Origin of the sequence: Candidatus Micrarchaeum sp. (assembly GCF_016806735.1) — an archaeon.
In the GTDB taxonomy this organism is placed as follows: Archaea; Micrarchaeota; Micrarchaeia; order Micrarchaeales; family Micrarchaeaceae; genus Micrarchaeum_A; species Micrarchaeum_A acidiphilum_A.
Window position 1 is genome coordinate 914,159 of record NZ_CP060530.1, and the last position, 17,911, is coordinate 932,069.

At 46.0% G+C, this 17,911-nt stretch carries 22 protein-coding genes and 2 tRNA genes; 17 read left to right on the forward strand and 7 right to left on the reverse strand.

Annotated elements, in window-relative coordinates:
* Positions 1–45 precede the first annotated feature (45 nt).
* From Micr_RS04845 to Micr_RS04865, 5 genes are read left to right on the forward strand one after another with little or no spacing between them, the layout of a single operon-like run.
* Positions 46–696: an endonuclease III domain-containing protein gene (locus Micr_RS04845; RefSeq protein ID WP_203134549.1), complete on the forward strand. Its 651-nt coding sequence runs from the start codon at positions 46–48 to the stop codon at positions 694–696.
* A 1-nt stretch (position 697) separates the two neighbouring features.
* Complete coding sequence (locus Micr_RS04850; RefSeq protein WP_203134550.1) at positions 698–1,156, forward strand: NUDIX hydrolase; 459 nt, start codon at positions 698–700, stop codon at positions 1,154–1,156.
* A 9-nt stretch (positions 1,157–1,165) separates the two neighbouring features.
* Positions 1,166–2,434 carry an endonuclease Q family protein gene (locus Micr_RS04855; protein ID WP_203134551.1) on the forward strand — a complete coding sequence of 423 codons (1,269 nt, stop codon included), beginning with the start codon at positions 1,166–1,168 and terminating at the stop codon, positions 2,432–2,434.
* A gap of 4 nt (positions 2,435–2,438) precedes the next feature.
* The gene (locus Micr_RS04860) at positions 2,439–2,924 is read left to right on the forward strand and encodes a GNAT family N-acetyltransferase (RefSeq protein WP_203134552.1); all 486 of its coding nucleotides are present in this window, start codon (positions 2,439–2,441) and stop codon (positions 2,922–2,924) included.
* Positions 2,925–2,932: 8 nt separating this feature from the next.
* Complete coding sequence (locus tag Micr_RS04865; RefSeq protein ID WP_203134553.1) at positions 2,933–3,688, forward strand: exodeoxyribonuclease III; 756 nt, start codon at positions 2,933–2,935, stop codon at positions 3,686–3,688.
* 3 nt (positions 3,689–3,691) lie between these two features.
* Here Micr_RS04865 and Micr_RS04870 read toward each other — a convergent pair whose 3' ends face one another.
* Positions 3,692–4,120, reverse strand: a complete 429-nt coding sequence (locus tag Micr_RS04870) for an Lrp/AsnC family transcriptional regulator (protein WP_203134554.1) — start codon at positions 4,118–4,120, stop codon at positions 3,692–3,694.
* 73 nt (positions 4,121–4,193) lie between these two features.
* Here Micr_RS04870 and Micr_RS04875 point away from each other — a divergent pair, with 73 nt between their 5' ends.
* From Micr_RS04875 to Micr_RS04915, 9 genes are all read left to right on the forward strand, one after another.
* On the forward strand, positions 4,194–4,784 hold the full coding sequence (locus Micr_RS04875) for a peroxiredoxin (protein ID WP_226803556.1): 591 nt from the start codon (positions 4,194–4,196) through the stop codon (positions 4,782–4,784).
* 141 nt (positions 4,785–4,925) lie between these two features.
* Positions 4,926–5,345 (forward strand): uL30 family ribosomal protein, encoded by a 420-nt coding sequence (locus Micr_RS04880; RefSeq protein WP_203134555.1) that lies wholly within the window; start codon positions 4,926–4,928, stop codon positions 5,343–5,345.
* Positions 5,345–5,755 carry an uL15m family ribosomal protein gene (locus Micr_RS04885; RefSeq protein ID WP_203134556.1) on the forward strand — a complete coding sequence of 137 codons (411 nt, stop codon included), beginning with the start codon at positions 5,345–5,347 and terminating at the stop codon, positions 5,753–5,755. Before Micr_RS04880 ends, Micr_RS04885 begins: the two co-directional genes overlap by 1 nt.
* Before the next feature lie 52 nt (positions 5,756–5,807).
* Positions 5,808–7,016: a glycosyltransferase gene (locus Micr_RS04890; RefSeq protein WP_203134557.1), complete on the forward strand. Its 1,209-nt coding sequence runs from the start codon at positions 5,808–5,810 to the stop codon at positions 7,014–7,016.
* Positions 7,013–7,747: a hypothetical protein gene (locus Micr_RS04895; protein WP_203134558.1), complete on the forward strand. Its 735-nt coding sequence runs from the start codon at positions 7,013–7,015 to the stop codon at positions 7,745–7,747. Before Micr_RS04890 ends, Micr_RS04895 begins: the two co-directional genes overlap by 4 nt.
* Positions 7,748–7,921: 174 nt before the next feature.
* On the forward strand, positions 7,922–9,241 hold the full coding sequence (locus Micr_RS04900; RefSeq protein ID WP_203134559.1) for an MBL fold metallo-hydrolase: 1,320 nt from the start codon (positions 7,922–7,924) through the stop codon (positions 9,239–9,241).
* A gap of 113 nt (positions 9,242–9,354) precedes the next feature.
* Positions 9,355–9,786, forward strand: a complete 432-nt coding sequence (locus Micr_RS04905) for a hypothetical protein (RefSeq protein ID WP_203134560.1) — start codon at positions 9,355–9,357, stop codon at positions 9,784–9,786.
* A gap of 90 nt (positions 9,787–9,876) precedes the next feature.
* A tRNA-Ala gene (locus tag Micr_RS04910) sits at positions 9,877–9,948 on the forward strand.
* A gap of 17 nt (positions 9,949–9,965) precedes the next feature.
* Positions 9,966–10,190 (forward strand): DUF167 domain-containing protein, encoded by a 225-nt coding sequence (locus Micr_RS04915; RefSeq protein ID WP_203134561.1) that lies wholly within the window; start codon positions 9,966–9,968, stop codon positions 10,188–10,190.
* Positions 10,191–10,292: 102 nt separating this feature from the next.
* On the opposite strand, the gene Micr_RS04920 is transcribed toward Micr_RS04915, so the two are convergent.
* Positions 10,293–11,012, reverse strand: coding sequence for a hypothetical protein (locus Micr_RS04920; protein ID WP_203134562.1), 720 nt, complete (start codon positions 11,010–11,012; stop codon positions 10,293–10,295).
* A gap of 87 nt (positions 11,013–11,099) precedes the next feature.
* Between Micr_RS04920 and Micr_RS04925 the strand changes: the two genes are divergently transcribed.
* Positions 11,100–12,218: an SAM-dependent methyltransferase gene (locus Micr_RS04925; protein ID WP_203134563.1), complete on the forward strand. Its 1,119-nt coding sequence runs from the start codon at positions 11,100–11,102 to the stop codon at positions 12,216–12,218.
* A gap of 10 nt (positions 12,219–12,228) precedes the next feature.
* Positions 12,229–12,567 (forward strand): nascent polypeptide-associated complex protein, encoded by a 339-nt coding sequence (locus Micr_RS04930; RefSeq protein ID WP_203134564.1) that lies wholly within the window; start codon positions 12,229–12,231, stop codon positions 12,565–12,567.
* Between the two features lie 8 nt (positions 12,568–12,575).
* On the opposite strand, the gene Micr_RS04935 is transcribed toward Micr_RS04930, so the two are convergent.
* Together Micr_RS04935 and Micr_RS04940 are read right to left on the reverse strand one after the other, a co-directional pair.
* Positions 12,576–12,887, reverse strand: coding sequence for a DUF424 domain-containing protein (locus tag Micr_RS04935; RefSeq protein ID WP_203134565.1), 312 nt, complete (start codon positions 12,885–12,887; stop codon positions 12,576–12,578).
* A 4-nt stretch (positions 12,888–12,891) separates the two neighbouring features.
* The gene (locus Micr_RS04940) at positions 12,892–14,439 is read right to left on the reverse strand and encodes a glycosyltransferase (protein WP_203134566.1); all 1,548 of its coding nucleotides are present in this window, start codon (positions 14,437–14,439) and stop codon (positions 12,892–12,894) included.
* 179 nt (positions 14,440–14,618) lie between these two features.
* Between Micr_RS04940 and Micr_RS04945 the strand changes: the two genes are divergently transcribed.
* Positions 14,619–14,717 (forward strand) — tRNA-Ser (locus Micr_RS04945).
* A 44-nt stretch (positions 14,718–14,761) separates the two neighbouring features.
* Here Micr_RS04945 and truD read toward each other — a convergent pair.
* Genes truD through Micr_RS04960 form a run of 3 tightly spaced genes read right to left on the reverse strand, consistent with a single transcriptional unit; the run spans position 14,762 to position 17,868 of the window.
* The gene (gene truD / locus Micr_RS04950) at positions 14,762–15,976 is read right to left on the reverse strand and encodes a tRNA pseudouridine(13) synthase TruD (RefSeq protein WP_203134567.1); all 1,215 of its coding nucleotides are present in this window, start codon (positions 15,974–15,976) and stop codon (positions 14,762–14,764) included.
* On the reverse strand, positions 15,966–16,586 hold the full coding sequence (locus tag Micr_RS04955; RefSeq protein WP_203134568.1) for an HPP family protein: 621 nt from the start codon (positions 16,584–16,586) through the stop codon (positions 15,966–15,968). Before Micr_RS04955 ends, truD begins: the two co-directional genes overlap by 11 nt.
* Before the next feature lie 4 nt (positions 16,587–16,590).
* Complete coding sequence (locus Micr_RS04960) at positions 16,591–17,868, reverse strand: MFS transporter (protein WP_203134569.1); 1,278 nt, start codon at positions 17,866–17,868, stop codon at positions 16,591–16,593.
* Positions 17,869–17,911 lie beyond the last annotated feature (43 nt).

Genomic DNA, 17,911 nt, shown 5'->3' on the forward strand with positions numbered 1-17,911 from the left:
ATCATTTCTGGTTCCTCTCTGAGGGATAAATTGTTTGGTGTTGATATGGGATATGAAAGTTCTGGAAAAGATTCGCAGAAAATAATAAGCGCGTTGGAGGCACATTACAAAGGCATACATTATTACCTGAATTTCAGCAATCCGGTAGAGCTTATGGTAGCTGCAATACTCTCGGCCCAGACCAGAGATACTACGGTAAACTCGCTGACGCCTGCACTTTTTAAAAGATATAGAAGCGCCAGGGATTATGCAAATTCCACGGAAGAGGATCTGCTCAAATATGTAAAGGGAGTCTTCTACGCCAAGAACAAGGCTTCCAACATAATAAAGGCCTGCAGAATAATAGAGGACAAATATGGCGGAAAGGTGCCTGACAGCATGGAAGAGCTAATCGAGCTCCCTGGCATAGGCAGGAAGACTGCCAACACGATATTGATAAACGCATACGGGATAGTTGAAGGCATACCCGTAGACACATGGGTCATAAAGCTTGCATACAGGATGGGATTAAGCGAGAGCAAGAATCCTGACATCATAGAAAAAGACCTGGAAAAGATAGTTGACAAAAAATACTGGAATAACATTTCATACATATTGAAGGAGCACGGAAAGCAGATATGCGGAACGGTGCCGAAATGCAGTTCCTGCTTCCTGAAAGAAATGTGCCCTAAAAACGGAGTAGCAAAAAGCGAATAGGATGCCAATAAAAAAATGCATAGTTGCCGGATGCATGGTTATAGAAGGAGGCAGGATGCTCATGGTAAAGCACAAAAAGCTCGGGATATGGGTTCCACCAGGAGGGCACGTCGAAGAAAACGAATTTCCTTATGAAGCAGCAATAAGGGAAACCAAAGAGGAAACTGGCATCGACGTTGAATTGATTGGCGACGACAACGTAAAGCACACAGACGAAGCCGCACATACGCTTCCGGAGCCGTTCGTAATACTGTATGAAAATGTGCCTTACAAGACGCAGCCAATGCACATACATTTCGACATGGTTTACGTTGGAAATAGGATTGGCGGCGAGATTGCGGCGAATGACGAAAGCACTGACATAAGATGGATGAGCAAGGACGAAATAAGCATAATGGAAACTTTTCCCAATGTGAGGGAAGTAGCGCTAAAGGCTTTGGAGAGATATGGAAATTTGTAGGCAATGTTTATGAAAATAGTAGCGGATTTGCACGTACATTCAAGATTTGCAATGGCATGCAGCGAAGCAATAAACCCGAAATCAATGGCAGAGACCGCCAAGGAGAAGGGCATAAACGTCCTTGGGACTGGAGACATACTGCACCCCGAATGGCTAAAGGAGGTTGAAAAGAACACGGTAAGCGAAGGCAACGGCTTATACGCCCTCAAAGGATCCGACAATAAGACCGCATTCGTTCCCAGCGTAGAAGTTTCGACGATATTTGAAGGCAGGGACAAGGGAATAAAGAAGATACACAACTGCATATTGCTGCCAAGCCTGGAATCAGCAAAGGAACTTTCCGAAAGGCTCAGCAAATACGGCAGCATGAATTCCGACGGAAGGCCGCAGCTGCAGATAAGCGCGGCACATTTGGTCGACATAGCCAAGGAGGTTGACAAAAAGGCGTTCATATTTCCTGCGCATCTGTGGACTCCGTATTTCGGAGCGCTCGGAGCCATGTCGGGATTCGATTCTATAAAAGAGGCATATGAGGACAGGGAAAAGGACATAAGGGCTTACGAAAGCGGGCTCAGCTCCGATCCAAAAATGAACTGGAGAATATCGGAACTGGACAAATACACGCTAATATCCAACAGCGATATGCATTCGCTTGCGAACATGGGCAGGGAAACAAACGTTCTTGACCTTGAAGAATTGTCATACGATTCCATAATAAAGGCAATAGTGGACAGGGATGCCGAAAGGTTCAAGTTAACGGTTGAATACTATCCAGAGGAAGGGAAATACCACTACGACGGGCACAGGGAATGCGGATATTCCGTAAACCCCGAAGAGAACAAGTCCACCGTCTGCAAGGTCTGCGGCAAGAAGCTGGTAATAGGAGTGCTGCACAGGGTGGACGACCTGGCAGACAGGCCGGTAGGATACGTGCCAAAGGTGCACATACCTTACATACATTCTGTGCCGCTCATAGAAGTCATATCGTACGCGAAAAAGAAAACAAGATACACGCAGGAAGTCAAAACTTTGTATTCGAAATTGATAGAAAGGTTTGGCGACGAAATGGACGTGCTGACAAAAGCGAAGATAAGCGATATAAGTGAAATTGCTGGAGAAGAAATAGCAGAGTGCATAGACAACGTGCGCAACGACAGGATAAAGATAAGGCCGGGATATTCCGGAGTTTTTGGAGAGCTTGACCTTTTGGGAAGGGAGCCCGAGCCGAAAAGCAGAGCCAACCAGCAGAAGAGCATGAAGGATTTCTTTTCGGGGTAGTTAAATGGCAGTGCTTGAAGATGGAGATGTAAGATTGAGGCCGGCTGACCTCAAAGAGGACATGGGATTTTTTCTGGAGTGGTATACCAATCCCGACGTGCTTTTTTATTCGGAGGGGCCAAAGGCAATGCCATACGGGCCCGACGTGATAGAAAGGATGAACAAAGCTTTATCCGAAATCGGCGAAGCCTACGTTATAGAGGTCAAAGAAAACGGCTCATGGAAACCGATAGGAGACGCGAGCATAACCAAGGACAAAACGCCGATAACAATAGGTGCTGAAGAATACTGGGGCAGGGGCATTGGGACAAAGGTGCTTAGTCTGCTTATAAAACGCGCTAGAGAGATAGGGTTAAAGGAGCTAAAGGTTGGCGGAATTTATGAATACAATACGCGAAGCATGAAGCTTTATTCCAAGGCAGGGTTCGTAGAGACAGGCCGCGTGGAAGAGGACGGCTATGTAAGCATAAGGATGGAGCTGAAGCTTTAGATGGTTTGATGGCAGTAAGTCTGATTTTATGGAATGTAAATGGCATAAGGGCAGCCAAGGAAGAGGCCCTGAAGCTCATAAAAAGCGAGAAGCCAGACGTAATAGGTTTTCAGGAAATAAAGGCTGATGAAAAAACAATCCCGAAAGAATTCTACGATCTCGGCTATGAAGTCGAGATAAACCCTGCCGAAAAGAGGGGCTACAGCGGCACAATGAGCCTTGCCAAAAAGAAGCCGCTCACAGTCCTCAACGATTTTGAGGACAACGAAGGCAGGGTTCAAACATTGGAATTCTCCGATTTCTATTTCATAAATTCGTACTTCCCGAATTCGAGAAGGGATTTGTCAAGGCTGGACCTAAAGCGCGAGTTCAATGCAAGGATGCTTGATTACATAAAGAAGCTTGAAAGGAAGAAGCCGGTAGCCATATGCGGCGACTTCAATGTTGCGCATGAGGATATAGACATAGCCAGGCCGAAGGAGAATGCGCACAACGCTGGATTTACTGCAGAGGAACGCAGCGACATGGATCTGTTCATAGGCTCCGGGCTTGTCGACACGTTCAGGATTTTCAGCAAGGAGCCGGGAAATTACACATGGTGGTCATACATGTTCAAGGCCAGGGATAAGAACATAGGATGGCGCATAGACTATTTCCTGATATCAAAAAAGCTGAAGGATAAAGCGGTAAGCGCCAGCATATTGAAGGATGTTAAAGGATCTGATCATGTTCCGGTAAAACTCGTCCTTGATTGCAGGATTTGAGGCTTATTTGACTACTTCCTGTATGTAAGAGGGATACACTTTCCTTACCCCTTCTATGGACATAACCCTATTTATTTCCGAGTCTATCGATTCCGAATCGGAGGCTATTATTGCTATGGCTGAATGGTCTCCGCTTGACCTGTAAAGCTCCTTGACGAATTGAAGCTCCTTTATAGAATTCATTGCCTTCATATAGCTCTCGGGCTCTATGTCCAAGCCTACTATGACTTCGGACATGCCGAGCCTGTTGAGCCTTGCCCTTGCCTTGTAGCCTATTATTACCTTGGATTCGGAGAGCTGTGCTATCCTGTTGCGTATGGTTCCTGGGCTTACGCCGTACGCTGCTGCCAGCTCCTCCACAGGAACCTTGGAATTTGTTATAAGCCTGTCCATTATGAGCTTGTCCAGCATTTTTGGCAAATCTTTTGTCATTTATATCAATTTATATGATAAAAATAACAAAATATTTATATATTTGGATAAACAATATAGTAACAGTGATAATATGGAAGGAGTGCCAATAGAGGAAAGATTTGAACAGATGGAGGCAAACGCTTATTTTCCGAAGGAAGACAAGATAGAAAAGATCAAGGTACCGGAAAAGGGTCGTTGGAGCATACTGACGTTCTACCCTGGCGATTTCACGTTCGTGTGCGCCACGGACATAGAGGCCTTTATGGGACTCTACGACGAATTCAAGAAGAATGATGCAGACGTATTCGCAATAAGCACGGACAGCGTTTTCTCGCACAAGGGCTGGGCGCAGACAAGCCCAAGGGTTCAGAAGAGTTCCATACCAATGATTGAGGACTTCAACAAGGAGATAACGAGAAAGTTCGGCCTGCTCAATGCAAGCACGGGACAGGCAAGGAGATCTGTAGTTATAATAGACCCTGACGGAAGCATACAGTACATGGCTGCTTTCAACAACAACCTTGGAAAGGACGCCGACCACATACTGAACGCCTTCCTGGGGCTCAAGTACCTTAGGGACCACCCTGCAAAGGAGGGCCACATGTGCGCGATACCTGCAAACTGGAGAAAGGGCAAGGAGGCGCTCGACATAGACGTTGTAAAGGACATAGGAAAGCTCTGAGCTTTCCCTGTTTTCCTTATTCTTGCAATATAGGCAGCTTTTTATATTTTAACGCTGCTAAACCTTATTGCATTTGAAGAAGCTTTAATATTCTTTCTTGCAATTAAATTAGCAAAACTTGACGCTTAAAGGCGAATTTCTATGTCAAAATCCGTTATCAACAAGCTAGTTGGCGTAGTCCGAATAAGGGGCACTGTCAACGTTAGGCACGATACCGCAGAGACCCTGAAGAGGCTCAGGCTTAAGAGGGTCAACAACTGCACGATACTGAAGGTCAGCAAGGATTACGAAGGCATGCTTAAGACGTGCAACAACTACGTTGCTTACGGGGAGCTCGACGAGGAAGTCCTGGACAAGCTGCTGAAAAAGGCAGGTGCCGAAGCAGACGCAAAGAAGGTAGCCAGCGGCGAATATGACATGAAAAAGCTCAAGGAGCTCATGCCAGTGAGGCTGCATCCTCCAACGCACGGATACAAGAGCACCAAGCTCGGCTACAAGCAGGGCGGTGACCTCGGCTACATGGGCAGCGACATAAACAAGCTCATAAAGAGGATGATTTAATGGTAGTAAGGCATCAGAAGAAAAGCAGGAAATACCTGGGCAACAGGAGATGGGGCGTAGGAAACATAAAGAACGCCAGGGGCGCAGGAGACAGGGGAGGCGTCGGAAGAAGGACAGCGCACAAGAAGCACAACTTCACGTACCTAACAGCCAAGCATCCTGAAGAGATAAGGAAGACCGGATTCACCAAGTGGATGCCGAGAAAGCTCAAGAGCGTAAGCCTGTATTCGATAAACGCAATGCTCAAGAAGTCCAACACCAGCGAGATAGAGCTCGATGGCTACAAGGTCCTGAGCAACGGAACACTGGAGGTTCCGGCCAAGATAAAGGCCGAAGCGTTCTCCGAAAAAGCCGTGGAGAAGATAAAGAAGGCAAACGGAGAAGCTATAACCCTGGGCAAACAGGAATGATAATTTACAACATGCCGTGGACCACGGCATTCAAAGCTGCAGTGGCAAAAACATGAAATCACGCTTGAACATTTTCTTTTATACGGATACCTTCCTTCCGGCAGTCGACGGTGCAGTCACGTCGATGCTAGGATTCAAGGATGAGCTCGAATCCAGGGGCCACAACGTAGTAATAGTGGCTTCGGGAAACAGGAAAACAAAGGAGCTCGTAAAGGACGACAAAAATATAATAGTAGTGCCCAGTGTCAAGTTCAAAAGATACCCGCAATACAATTTCGCGCTTATGCCGTTCATGGCAGCCAGCAAGATAGGAGTTTATGATGCCGACATAGTGCACATGCAAACGCCTTTTACGGTAGGGACGTACGGCCTGCTAGTGGCCAAGATGGGAAAAATACCGTCAGTAGGATCCTTCCACACCCTTTTCACAAAGAACAACGTGATAAAGGAATATGGGGTTTCCAACCCAATAGCAAGAAGGCTGTTTCTGAAATATGCATGGCCTTACGCCAGGTTCTTCTATGGAAGCTGCACCAGGGTTATAGCGCCCAGTGCCAGCATAAAAAATCTTCTCGTAAAGCAGAAGGTAAGCAACAGCATAGACATTGTCCCGAACGGCGTTAACATTAAGCGCTTCAGACCCAGCGTCAAGGGATCAGCGCTTAAGCACATACTCACCGGAAATGACGAATCGGCTCTTGTGCTCTACATGGGAAGGGTGAGCAAGGAGAAGAACATAGGCACCATGCTGGCAGCAGCAAAAATACTGGCAAAGAAAAAGAAAAAGGTAAAGTTTGTCATAGCAGGAACTGGCCCGGCAATGGACCATTACATAAGATATGTTCACAGGAACGCGCTTGAAAAGACAGTAAAGTTTGTTGGATTCGTAAGCGAAAAGGAGCTTCCGAAGTATTATGCCGCGGCGGACCTGCTCTGCATGCCGTCGACTTTCGAGACGCAGGGCATAGTTTCGCTGGAAGCCATGGCTTCCGGCAAGCCGGTAGTCGGAGCGGATTACCTCGCGCTCAAGGATCTCATAATAAACGGGAAAAACGGCGAAAAGTTCAAGCCGCTAGATTATAGAGATTGTGCCATGAAAATAGAAAAGGTTATAAATAATTTATCCTCTTATAAAGAGTGTGTAAAAACTGCCAGAGAGTATTCCATAGCAAAAGTCACGGATGGACTCTTGAAGACTTATTCGACGGCAATTGAAGATTCTGCAAAAAGAAAAAACAACAGGTTAAAGGCGGTTTTTTGAAAGAGAGCAATGAAAACGTAGCAGCTAAAGAAGAGGCAACTGCACAGCCACAGCAAGTGAACGAGACGGTAGCACCGGCGCACAGCGCAAAGGCTGCCGATACTGGACAGGGAGCGAGGAAATCGCTGAGCCTGCTCATAAAGGAATCGAGCAACCCCGAAGTGCTGAATATAAAGAACCAGATAGACGAATGCCGAAAGGAAAGGGATGCGCTCATAACTGAGATAAAGGACTACCGCAGAAAGCTTGAGTACAAGGAAGCCGAGAACATTGCGATATCAAAATTCGTGGAAAGCGAGAAGGATAACGTAGAAGTCAAGAAGATAGGATACCTGAAGAGGCAGAAGAACAGGCTCGAATTCAAGCTCTCGACCGAAGCCAGAATGTCCCTGGACGACGAGAAGGGGATAATAAGGAAGATAGCCGAAATAGACGGGCAGCTCGAGGGACTGCTTAAGTTCGTAAGGCTGCAGCGCAAGATAGGCTATATACAGGATGACATAAAGAATTATACTGAAAAGCTCAACGAGACTGACAGGAAGATACGCGAGCTTGACACAAAGCTCGACGACCTCTACCTGGCAGTCAGGAAAGCATTGGGAATACGCGGCGGACGCGGAATGGATCAGCAGCAGAGACCTGCAAGAAGAAAGCAGACCCAGCAGATGCAGCAGCCAGAGATAAACATGGAAGACATAGCAGTAATAAAGAAGAAAGGCAAGGCGGAATAACCCCCTTGCATCTTTTCCTTTATGCAGATATCGCGTGCAGTACCTTTTAAAGCAGGTAGCATGCGTAAATAAGAATATAAAAAACAAAAAGAAAAACAAAAATAAAAAATAGAAAAAATAAAATAAAAAATACAAAACAGTGAAACAAAGACAGAATTTGAAAAGGTGAAATAATTGAAAATTACTTTTTTTGGAGCTGCTGGCGAAGTAGGCCGCAGCTGCATAATGGTTTCGAGCGGAAGCACAAGCATCCTTCTGGATGCAGGAGTCAAGCTCGGATCCGACGACCAATTCCCGAAGATAGAAGACGGGAAACTTAAAGATATAGACGGGATAGTCATATCCCATGCGCACTTGGACCATTGCGGATACCTTCCGCACATATACAGTGCAGGATACAGGAACAAGACCTATGTCACAAAACCGACATCAGAGCTTGCCAATGTGCTCATAAACGACTACATGCACATATCAAACCCAAGCAACGTAACCAAGGAAGGGCTGCAGCAGCTGGGCAAGAACTACTCGCTGCACGAGTACAAGAGGGAATTCAAGATAAAAGACTTCACGATAACCTTCATACCCGCAGGGCATATACTCGGAAGCGCGCTCATAAAGGTGAGCGACGGAAAGGAGACGCTCATATACACGGGAGACATAAACCTGACGAAGACCAGGCTGCTTGACGGCGCTGACCTAAAGGGGCTCAAGGCAGACATACTGATAACCGAAAGCACATACGGAGGCAAGGACGACATATTCAAGGATGAGAAGGAAACCGCCAAGGACATGATAAACAGCACCGTAGAAACAATAAAAGCCGGAGGCAAGGTGGTAGTGCCCAGCTTTGCAGTGGGAAGAGCCCAGGAAGTACTGTTCCTGCTTGACGATTACATGAATTCCGGAGTCATACCGAAGGTGCCTATTTACATGGACGGAATGATAAACAAGGCCATGAGGATACACAGGCACAACGTGATATATTGCAGGAAGGAGCTGCAGAGAAGAATACTCATGAGCGACGCTGATCCTTTCAAGAGCGAGAATTTTTCCATAGTAGAGAAGAAGAACACCAGGACAAGGATAGCCACGAACGACGAAAGCTCCATAATAGTGACAACAAGCGGAATGCTGAGCGGAGGGCCGATAATGTACTATCTAACTAAAATGGCAGGAAATTCGCTCAACAAGATGATACTCGTTGGATACCAGGCCGAAGGCACAATGGGAAGGGCCATGCAGGAAGGCGCGAGAGAAATAACAATAAACGACTCGAAGATAAGGGTTGAAATGGCAGTAGAAACCTACCACATGTCGGCACATGCAGACAGGAAGCAGCTCGAGAGCATACCTGGCAAGATAGCTGATCTCAAGCACATATTCATAGTGCACGGAGAGCGCAGCAAATCCGAATACCTCAAGTCGGAATTGGAGAAGCTGCCAAAGAAGTACGAAGTAACTGTGCCAAACATAGGGGATTCTTTCGACGTATGAATAGCTTGCGGGTCCGAACCCGCTTTGCCTTTTCTGCGCAAAAAGCTTTTAAATAACCTTCGGTTTAAATATGAGCGGATTCAATATTTTTGAAGCCGTCCAGTGAAGGGGTTATGAAGCAAAAGAAGCAGGATTCGAAGAAGGAGGTAGAAAACCTCAAAAGGCTCCGCGAGATAGAAGCAATGATACAGAAGGGCGACATAGAGAACGCTTTCGTATCCAACGCTTCGAAGGATTCGGAAACAGTAAGCAATGCCGTCGCGGACGACATACTGAACAAGCTGGAATCGGAAAACATAAACACGCGCGACATAAGCAACATGATATCTTTCACTTCCAACAAGACAACCACGGTCATCAAGAGGCCAGATAGGAGCGCAAAGGCTGCAAAGGCAAGCAAGCCGGCAGGCAAAGCACATGCAGCCAAGAAGATGGCACAGGCCAAGCCAAAGGCTAAGCTTAAGGCAAGGCCAAAGCCGAAAATGGCAAAGCCCAATGCCAAGAAACCGCAGCACAAAAACGCTCAGAAGAAGAGAAAGCGCTGAAATCGCGACATTGTTTTACGCGGAGAAAAACCTAAACGAAGTTTTCGCAAGGCTTATATATTGATTTTCCATAATCCTATTTGCTTTTGAGGGCTCTTGGCTCAGTAGTAGAGCACCCGCTTTGCAAGCGGGGGGTCGCGGGTGCGAATCCCGCAGAGTCCACATTTCTAAGTGCTGCTATGTTAATAAAAGTAAAAGTGATTCCCAATTCCAAATTCGAGGTATTACAAAAGATAAACCCTACAAGTTATAAGCTTAAGGTTAAAGAAAAGGCGATTGAAGGACGTGCTAATATGGCCGTAATAAGTACTCTTTCGTCATATTTCAATGTGAAAAGAGCAAATATAAGGATAATAAAAGGCGCAGCGAGTAAAGATAAGATAATAGAAATTACAAGCCAGTAAGCCTTGCGAAGTCTATTAATTAATAGATAGGCGCTAAAATTATATTTAAAGTAACGGAATATGCTTAAGCAAACTAAAGACCCAATAGAAATTGCGACAAGCTTATACTTTTACGATTTCGCCAAGATGCTCTTTCTTTGCTTTCAGGTGCTTTATTGTGTGCCTGTCTGCTTTTATTTCCAGAGGCCTTAGCTTTGGATTATATCCATTCTCTTCAAGCTCCTTAAGCTTTGAACGGTTGTTCGCTATTACGGTTATTGAGTGATCTCTTTCCAAACCGAAGAATTTCAGAAGCGCAACCACGCCGTAATAATCCCTTATGTCAACTTTCTTGTTGACTGCCTTTGCAGCTTCGTATGTATCGTATCCCAGATATTCCTGCAGGGCCAGCGTAGCATACTTCTTTGCGAATCCGTGGCCTCTGCCCTCCTGCTTTGGGATGGTTATTAACAAACCAGAGCCGTGGCTGCTTATGATTTTCATTGATTCAATAAGCTGCTGCCTGCACGTACAGGTATTGTCAAGATATATTTCACCGCTCCTGCATCCAGAATCTGTTTTCAGATATACTTCGTCTTTTTCTCTGAATCTAGGCATTAGGTTTGTTTCGAACTTATTAGCTGCGGCTAAAACCTCGTAGTTTACCCATCTGTCGCTCAGCTTGAATTCGTATAGCATGAATTTTCCGTAAGGAGTCGATATAGGCCCAGCTGCATACCTTTTCACATTTACCCTTCTTTTCCTTTTTCCATAATAAACCGTAATTGAAGTTTCCATTGGCTTTGATGCTGCCATTATATCTTCAACTCTTATGCCTTTCATATTGCCACCAATACCGTAAGACAATCTTAAAACACCAATATAAAGGTTTTTGCGAAAGAAATATCCATGTCACTGGTGGCAAACTATATGCAATACATTGTATTTTTCGATAAAAGGTTTTTGCGGCAGTCAATAAACGAGCTGAAATCCATAACTGGGGAATCCAAGATATCGAAGTATTTATCGGATTCGATAATAATAGTGGATACCGGAGAAAAGGAAGCAGACCTCAAGGCAATATACGATTCCGTGTTCCTTTACAAAGCGGAGGAACTTCTTTTTGAAGTGGATGTCTCTTCCGGATATGCAGGCCTTGAAGAGAAGCTTGCTGGCGTTCAGAAGGAGAAAAAATATCAATCGTCGAAGACAGAAGTCCTCAAGGAAACCGCTATCGACGAAAGGAATGCCAAGAGCATAGAGGTAGAGATAGGAACTGGTATGGAGAAATACGGAGCTAAGATAGACCTGGTGAACCCTAGCGCAGTATTCCACATAATAATTAATGGAGGCACCGCTTACGTGTCAATCGCAGGCTCAAGCAACGCCTACGGGGCAACGCTTGATTATTTCAGGCACAGGAACATGGACAAGGACATATTGGAGAATGGCATAAGCAGGGCAGAATTCAAGATACAAGAGGCAATGGGCTACTTCGACATTAAGATAGGAAAAGGCTTTAGGGCACTCGACATAGGAGCTGCACCGGGTGGCTGGAGCAGATACCTAATGAAAAATGGCGCAAGCGTGGTAGCCATTGATGCAGGAAGAATAAACTACTCGGCAATGCCAGAAAACAGCAGGATTGCCGTTGTGCTTGGCAAGGAGCGCGAGATTGCGGATGCCGAAGGCATTGACGTGCTGGATATGGAAAAGCTTGATGAGAGTGCAAAGAGTTATGGCCTGCTGCACATAAAGGAGCTGTTCGAGAACATAAAGATCTCGGAACTCGTAAAGCTTGGCCCGTTCGACATCATGTGCATAGACATAAACATACCTGCCCAGGAGTCGGCAATAATAGCCGCAGTATGCTCCGAAGCGCTTAAGAAAGGAGCTTTCCTGATACTGACACTGAAGATGACAGATGACAGGATAGAGCAGGCAATAGCCAAGTCGAAGGAGGCTCTCGGCGCAACATACGAAGGCATGCGCGTGAAGAAGCTCCCGCACGACAGGAAAGAATTAACATTATTTGCGGTAAAAATATGATAGTGGTTGAATGATGCCAAACATAGACCCCAGAACGCTCAAGAGCATGATGGCAAAGATGGGAATAAAATCATCAGAGCTCAATGCAGACAAGGTAGTCATATCCTGTGCCGACAAGGACATAGTCATAACCGACCCTCAGGTAACTATGATAGAGGCGCAGGGCACGAAGAGCTTCCAGATAGCTGGAACGATAACCGAAAACGAGAAGAGCGTAAGCATAGAGATAAGCGAAGATGACGTGAAAATGGTCATGGAGAGCTCGGGCGCAAGCGAGGATGACGCAAGAAAGGCCTTAGAAGACTCCAACGGGGACATAGCCAAGGCCATACTGGAGCTCAAGAAATAGAGCAAGCTTTATTCTGGGTTCATCCAATAGGCGTGGGCGTATGGGACGTCCATGACCTTATTTATGTTTTCGGCCTTTATCAGATTTTGCCTTATTGCAGTTTCTACCGCTTCCTTTCCAACTATATTGGCCGAATTGAACTTCTGGTGCTCTGGAAGCTCTATGCTCTCCGGATCCACAAGGTCGCCAACATAGAAATCCGAATAGTCCTTCAGGTCTATGACAAGGTCGCCTTCCTCAAGAACCTTACCTATTAGCGATTCGTCACACATGGCTATTATTGTACCTTCGTCCGTATCGTGTATCTTCACGTATATCATAAAATCATCCGTACTTGTACATAAAGAGCGTGGCGAAAAGGTACATGAAACCGTATACCATCAGCCATAGCCCTCCAGATATGTGGTTTGTCTTTGCTGCAAAAAAGCTCAGGGCGAATATGAATGTTGCGAATGCCAGTTCAACCCTGGTATTCATTATGGAGAACACCAGCTTGCTCTTGCCTGGATCGTTGTTCCTGTTCCAATGCACTCCAGGATTGCTCTGCGTTATAGCAGCTATTGCTGCCTTGGTCCTTGAGAAAGCAAGCGCAAAGTTTAGCGCGAACACCATGAAGCCCTTCTTTACAGAGTTAAAGTATATCTTGGTCATTATGACCGGGGCAAGGAATGAGAGCACCAGCGCTATAGAGCCGAATATCTCTAAATCTAAGCCAACATACTTGGCGTTGAATATCTGGTGTATGTTCAGGTTTACGAATGGCACTGCCGAGAACACTATGAATATTGAGACTATGGTAAACATTATCAGTATTACGGATATGTAATTCAGGCCAAACCCGTGCGTGAGGTAGTCCATGCTTGATATGGGCGAGCCCTTCATGCTCTTCCTGTTCTTGAAAAAGTATTTTATGAACTGGGTGTCGCCGTAGTTGTAGCGCCACTGCTGCTTGACCAGCTCAGTAAACTTCTTTATGGGCTTGCCAAGGGCATACACTTTTGGCACATAGAGGCTCTTGTAGTTGTATAGGTCCGACTTGAAGCTGAAGAACGTATCCTCTATAACGTATTCCGGGAAGCCGCCTATGTCCCGCAGGGCGGACACCCTTATTATCCCGCACGAGCCGGCAAATATGGCAGTGTTGTTTAAGGCCCTTGCAGGCTCTATGAACTTGAAGAAGAACCCATCGAATATGTTTATGGAATCCGCAAACAGATTTGCCTTCCTGTGTGTTTTTTCTGTCTGTATGTATGACAGGTTCGGGTCCTGAAAGTATGGGAGAAGGTCCTTTAGGAACTTCTGGTTTGTCAGCCTTTCATCATAATCGAAAATTGCTATAAACTCCTCTTTCATGCTGCCGACGAAGTTGTTAAGCGCCCCTGCCTTAAAGCCCTTCCTATTGTCCCTGTGCATATACGCGAACTTGTTTTTCTTTGCTATTCGCATCATTTCTGAGCGTATGCCGGCATCGGTGGAGTCATCCAGAAGGTAGTAATTTAGCGACTTTTGGGGGTACTCGAGCTTCCTTAGATTCGTTATGGTATCCTCTACCATTGCAGGATCCTCGTTGTACACAGGAACGACGACCGCAACAGACGGATACGAAAGCATGGGCCTGAGCTTCCTGCGTATCTTTGAAATATACTTGCCGTAGAAGTAAGACCTGTAGTATAATATTGAAGCGGATATGTTGAAAAAGCCAGAGACTACCGATAGTGTTGCGAATGCCGTAGCCACAATGTACATGTAGGTATTCTTGGCTATTATGAAAAGATAGAGCGAAAAAGCCAGCCCAGCTATTGCTAGGACTATGAATATTGCCACTGTCAATATGCGCAGGGTGAACTTGTCACCAAAGAATTTATTCTTCATTTAAGCATCGCTGTTTATTGCCGGTCCCATAAGCCAAAAGGCTTATAAGAAGATTTTTAAACAAAGCTTTAATTACTTTCGTCAATTCAAGATATGACGTTCGAGCCCAGAGATAGGCACAAATAAAGAGCTTTACCTGGCAAAATATAATATTTCTTCCATTTGATTAGGTTTTATATGCCGGGATGGCGGAAACCGGTAACGCGCCAGTGCTTTTGCGGCGAAACTCGAGATCTGGTTTCCTTCGGGAAGTTTGGGTTCAAATCCCAATCCCGGCGCTTTTTATTTTTGCTTTTGCGTGTTGTGACGCTCCTTATAGGCATTAGGCATTGCTTTGTTTCTGAAGCTCGGAGATTAATACGGTAGCGTACGACCCTGAGGGAAGGGAGAACTTAAGCTTGAACGCTTCACCATGGCTTTCTACTGTAAATGATTTGTACGGGGCGAATGCCGCCCTGAATGAGCCCTTTGCCCTAAGCTCCGGCATGCTCTTGCATTTGAATGACTCCCTTGTGAGGCCGTATTCTTCAAGCGCGGCTTTTTCGTATTCCGATATATGTTCGGTTTCATAGCCTATTATGTTTGAAGCCAGGACTGCTGGCCCTTCTTCATATTTTGATATTTTGGAATAATCCGGGAATCCGTAGCTGTCAAGGCCGCATGAAAGCTCTCCCCTTTCGGGTTTTGTATGCCCTTCTTTATATAGCGATTTCACTACCCCGTTGAATATTTCCGATTCTACTGAATGCACGAACATCATTAGCAGCTGCCTTGGAAGCGTCCTCAGCGCTTCTCTGTAATTTGGCCCGTAGCTTGCCAAGTATGAGATTATCTTCCTTTCGTATTTCAGGTGCTTGGGAAAATAGTTTATAGCATTGCTAAAGTCTTTCTCTGAAGCAAGCCTTTCCCTGGCTTCCTTGGCTTCCGGCATGTCCTCGTTCGTGCTGTCAGTTAGAAAGAGCATTGCTGCCTGTTCCAGGTTGCCCTTAAGTATGCTTAGGCCCACTTTCACATTGTTATTCCTGTAGCCAAATCTCTGCGTGCCGTAATAGTTTGGGAACAGTCCGCCGAACTTAGATTCATTCGACTTTATGATATCAATTGCTTTTTCCTGTTCTATCTTTGGCTTTGCCGTTATCTCAAAAGCATTGCCTTCCAAATCACCAAGCTTTACCTGCTCGGAAGATTTCCACGCGAAGTTTATCCTTATGCCAGGTATTCGCAACGAGAGTAGCTTATTTGGGTCAACTCCCCTTATGCTGCACAGCTGTACCGAGACTGCGCGCCTGTCCTTGGTTCCGGCGAAGCCCACAGACTTTTTGCCCTTTCCGCATGTGCTTGCTATTGCTCCGAGGGCCTGCAGCGTGTTCCATTCCCTCTTTTGCATTGCGAATATCGTAAATTCGTCGCCTTCAGGATATTTGAGCTCTTCCCTGGAATATTGCATTTCCGGCTCTAGAACATTATAAGAGCGCGTTATCTCCTTGACAATAAAGTCTTCCGGAGACGATTTAAGGACGAGAATTTCATCTTCCATCTTTGCTCCTCCTTTTGTAACGGGGCTTTTTTGCATACTGCATGTCCAATCTCTTTTCCTTCTTCGTGATCTCTACCTTGAGCGCTTCCCTTTCGATTTCAAACGTAGTCTTTTCCAGGAGGTAGCGCAGTGCCACCACTATCACGACTCCGGAAGCTATTATTACAATGCCGATGTAGCCTATCCTGAAAAGCACGAAAGCGAAGGCTATTGCTGCTGCTGGAGGGTGCTCGCTCTTGGTTATTATCATAAGCACGGAAACAGAGAATATGACGAGCGCTGCTACGGCATAAAGAGGCAGCACTGCAAGAGACAATCCTCCAAGCGTGCCCACTATGCCTGCAATTATGTAGCTCTTGACGAATTTGGAATTCCTGGCTGAGCGCGAGTTTGGTGTTATGAACATTATGTATATGCTGCTAGCGAATGAAGTGAATATGACTGCCGATGTGCCGAGGCCGTAAGCCTTGTCAATGTTGAAGTATTCTAGAAGGAAGACCAGAAGGGCTAGGTTCAGGCCAGCAAGGACTGCAGGGATTATCCTGTGCTTGAGCCTTTTCCAAGCCTCTTTTACGCTCTTTGGCTCCCTGTACCTGTACTCTCTCGCCATCAAATCAGTTCTTCTGCTTGTATATTCCCAAGAATATGAATAGAGAGAGAAATATTAATAACCCGGACGCTATGAAGGCGAAGGAATAGCCAACATAATAGGCCATGTAGCCTGCAACAAGAGAGCCTATGAAGTAGGCAATCCCTACGACGCTGCTGTATAAGCCAAGCTTCCTTCCGGGCTTTTCCGATCCAACAGTCTCGAATAGCAGCGTGTTTGAAACCGTGTAGAACATAGCATAGGCAAGCCCTGCAGTCAGGGCATAGAGTATCACGTTTATGAGAAGAGATCCGAATCCGGTAAGGAAAATAAAGGCAAAGCCTATTGCCACATAACCAGCTGCCCTCATCGCCAGGGAGCTCCTGAGCGTGCTCTTTTCTCCCTTTGATTCTGTGAAGCGGCCAGAGTAGTTGAATACGTAGGATTGCACGGCGTATCCTGCAAATATTATGCCGAATACGTACACATTTGCAAGGCCTATGTCCCTGAGCCCTGGCACATAGGTGGTGTTGAATATGGCGCTGCCAAGATAGAAAGCGAACATGCCTATGTAGATGACTGTGAGCTTGGAAAGCTGATTGTGCTTGCTGCCTATAATCCCGCGTATGAACTTGTACCCTGGAACCCTTATGAATATGAGATTATGCATCAACAGCCTGAACCTGAGCGCCATGCTATTTTTTATTATTGAACGCCTTTCGAGGTTCTTTGCCGGCTCCGTTATTGACATTGCTATAAGTATGCTGATTATTACGAAGGGTATGAGCAGCAGCATTACCACTCTTAATGGAAGAAAGCCAGTGAGCACAGATGCGGCGAGCAGGCCGATGGAGCCCCCTATGCTAGAGAGCATCTGCAGCTTGGAGAATCCGCTCGCCCAGAACTTTTTCTCTATCGTTTCCATGACCAAAAGGCTTAGGGGGGTCGCAAGAGCCGCAGTGAAAAGCGAGAGGAGCCCGAAAAGGGTTATAGCCATGGCTATGTTGTTTGTGAAGGAGAGTGCCAAGAGAACCAGGCCTGAGCTTGCTATGGATATGTATACGAAAGGCTTTCTGCTGCCATACCTGTCTACTGCCATGCCCCAAAGGACCGAAGCGGGTATCGAAACGCCGTAGAATACCGCCATGGCGTACGACACGTCAATTACAGTGCCGCCAAGGTCGAGTATGAAAAGGGCTATTATAGTGCTTATCGGCCCGTAGGCTATCTGATAGGGCAGCATGGAATACATCCACAGCCCTTTTTTGCCCTTTATGCCGTCAAGCTTAGGCAGCAATTCCAATGAACCACGCAGAGTATATTATTCTTGAAGGAATATAAAAGGA

Bases quoted from the DNA above. Each gene is read 5' to 3' on its own strand.
- Micr_RS04880 (WP_203134555.1), top strand. From the start codon at position 4,926: ATGTCAAAATCCGTTATCAACAAGCTAGTTGGCGTAGTCCGAATAAGG.
- Micr_RS04920 (WP_203134562.1), bottom strand. From the start codon at position 11,012: ATGAAAGGCATAAGAGTTGAAGATATAATGGCAGCATCAAAGCCAATG.
- Micr_RS04845 (WP_203134549.1), top strand. From the start codon at position 46: ATGGGATATGAAAGTTCTGGAAAAGATTCGCAGAAAATAATAAGCGCG.
- Micr_RS04955 (WP_203134568.1), bottom strand. From the start codon at position 16,586: ATGGCGAGAGAGTACAGGTACAGGGAGCCAAAGAGCGTAAAAGAGGCT.
- Micr_RS04905 (WP_203134560.1), top strand. From the start codon at position 9,355: ATGAAGCAAAAGAAGCAGGATTCGAAGAAGGAGGTAGAAAACCTCAAA.
- Micr_RS04850 (WP_203134550.1), top strand. From the start codon at position 698: ATGCCAATAAAAAAATGCATAGTTGCCGGATGCATGGTTATAGAAGGA.
- Micr_RS04870 (WP_203134554.1), bottom strand. From the start codon at position 4,120: ATGACAAAAGATTTGCCAAAAATGCTGGACAAGCTCATAATGGACAGG.
- Micr_RS04875 (WP_226803556.1), top strand. From the start codon at position 4,194: ATGGAAGGAGTGCCAATAGAGGAAAGATTTGAACAGATGGAGGCAAAC.
- Micr_RS04940 (WP_203134566.1), bottom strand. From the start codon at position 14,439: ATGAAGAATAAATTCTTTGGTGACAAGTTCACCCTGCGCATATTGACA.
- truD (WP_203134567.1), bottom strand. From the start codon at position 15,976: ATGGAAGATGAAATTCTCGTCCTTAAATCGTCTCCGGAAGACTTTATT.
- Micr_RS04890 (WP_203134557.1), top strand. From the start codon at position 5,808: ATGAAATCACGCTTGAACATTTTCTTTTATACGGATACCTTCCTTCCG.
- Micr_RS04915 (WP_203134561.1), top strand. From the start codon at position 9,966: ATGTTAATAAAAGTAAAAGTGATTCCCAATTCCAAATTCGAGGTATTA.
- Micr_RS04855 (WP_203134551.1), top strand. From the start codon at position 1,166: ATGAAAATAGTAGCGGATTTGCACGTACATTCAAGATTTGCAATGGCA.
- Micr_RS04930 (WP_203134564.1), top strand. From the start codon at position 12,229: ATGATGCCAAACATAGACCCCAGAACGCTCAAGAGCATGATGGCAAAG.
- Micr_RS04925 (WP_203134563.1), top strand. From the start codon at position 11,100: ATGCAATACATTGTATTTTTCGATAAAAGGTTTTTGCGGCAGTCAATA.
- Micr_RS04860 (WP_203134552.1), top strand. From the start codon at position 2,439: ATGGCAGTGCTTGAAGATGGAGATGTAAGATTGAGGCCGGCTGACCTC.
- Micr_RS04885 (WP_203134556.1), top strand. From the start codon at position 5,345: ATGGTAGTAAGGCATCAGAAGAAAAGCAGGAAATACCTGGGCAACAGG.
- Micr_RS04865 (WP_203134553.1), top strand. From the start codon at position 2,933: ATGGCAGTAAGTCTGATTTTATGGAATGTAAATGGCATAAGGGCAGCC.
- Micr_RS04935 (WP_203134565.1), bottom strand. From the start codon at position 12,887: ATGATATACGTGAAGATACACGATACGGACGAAGGTACAATAATAGCC.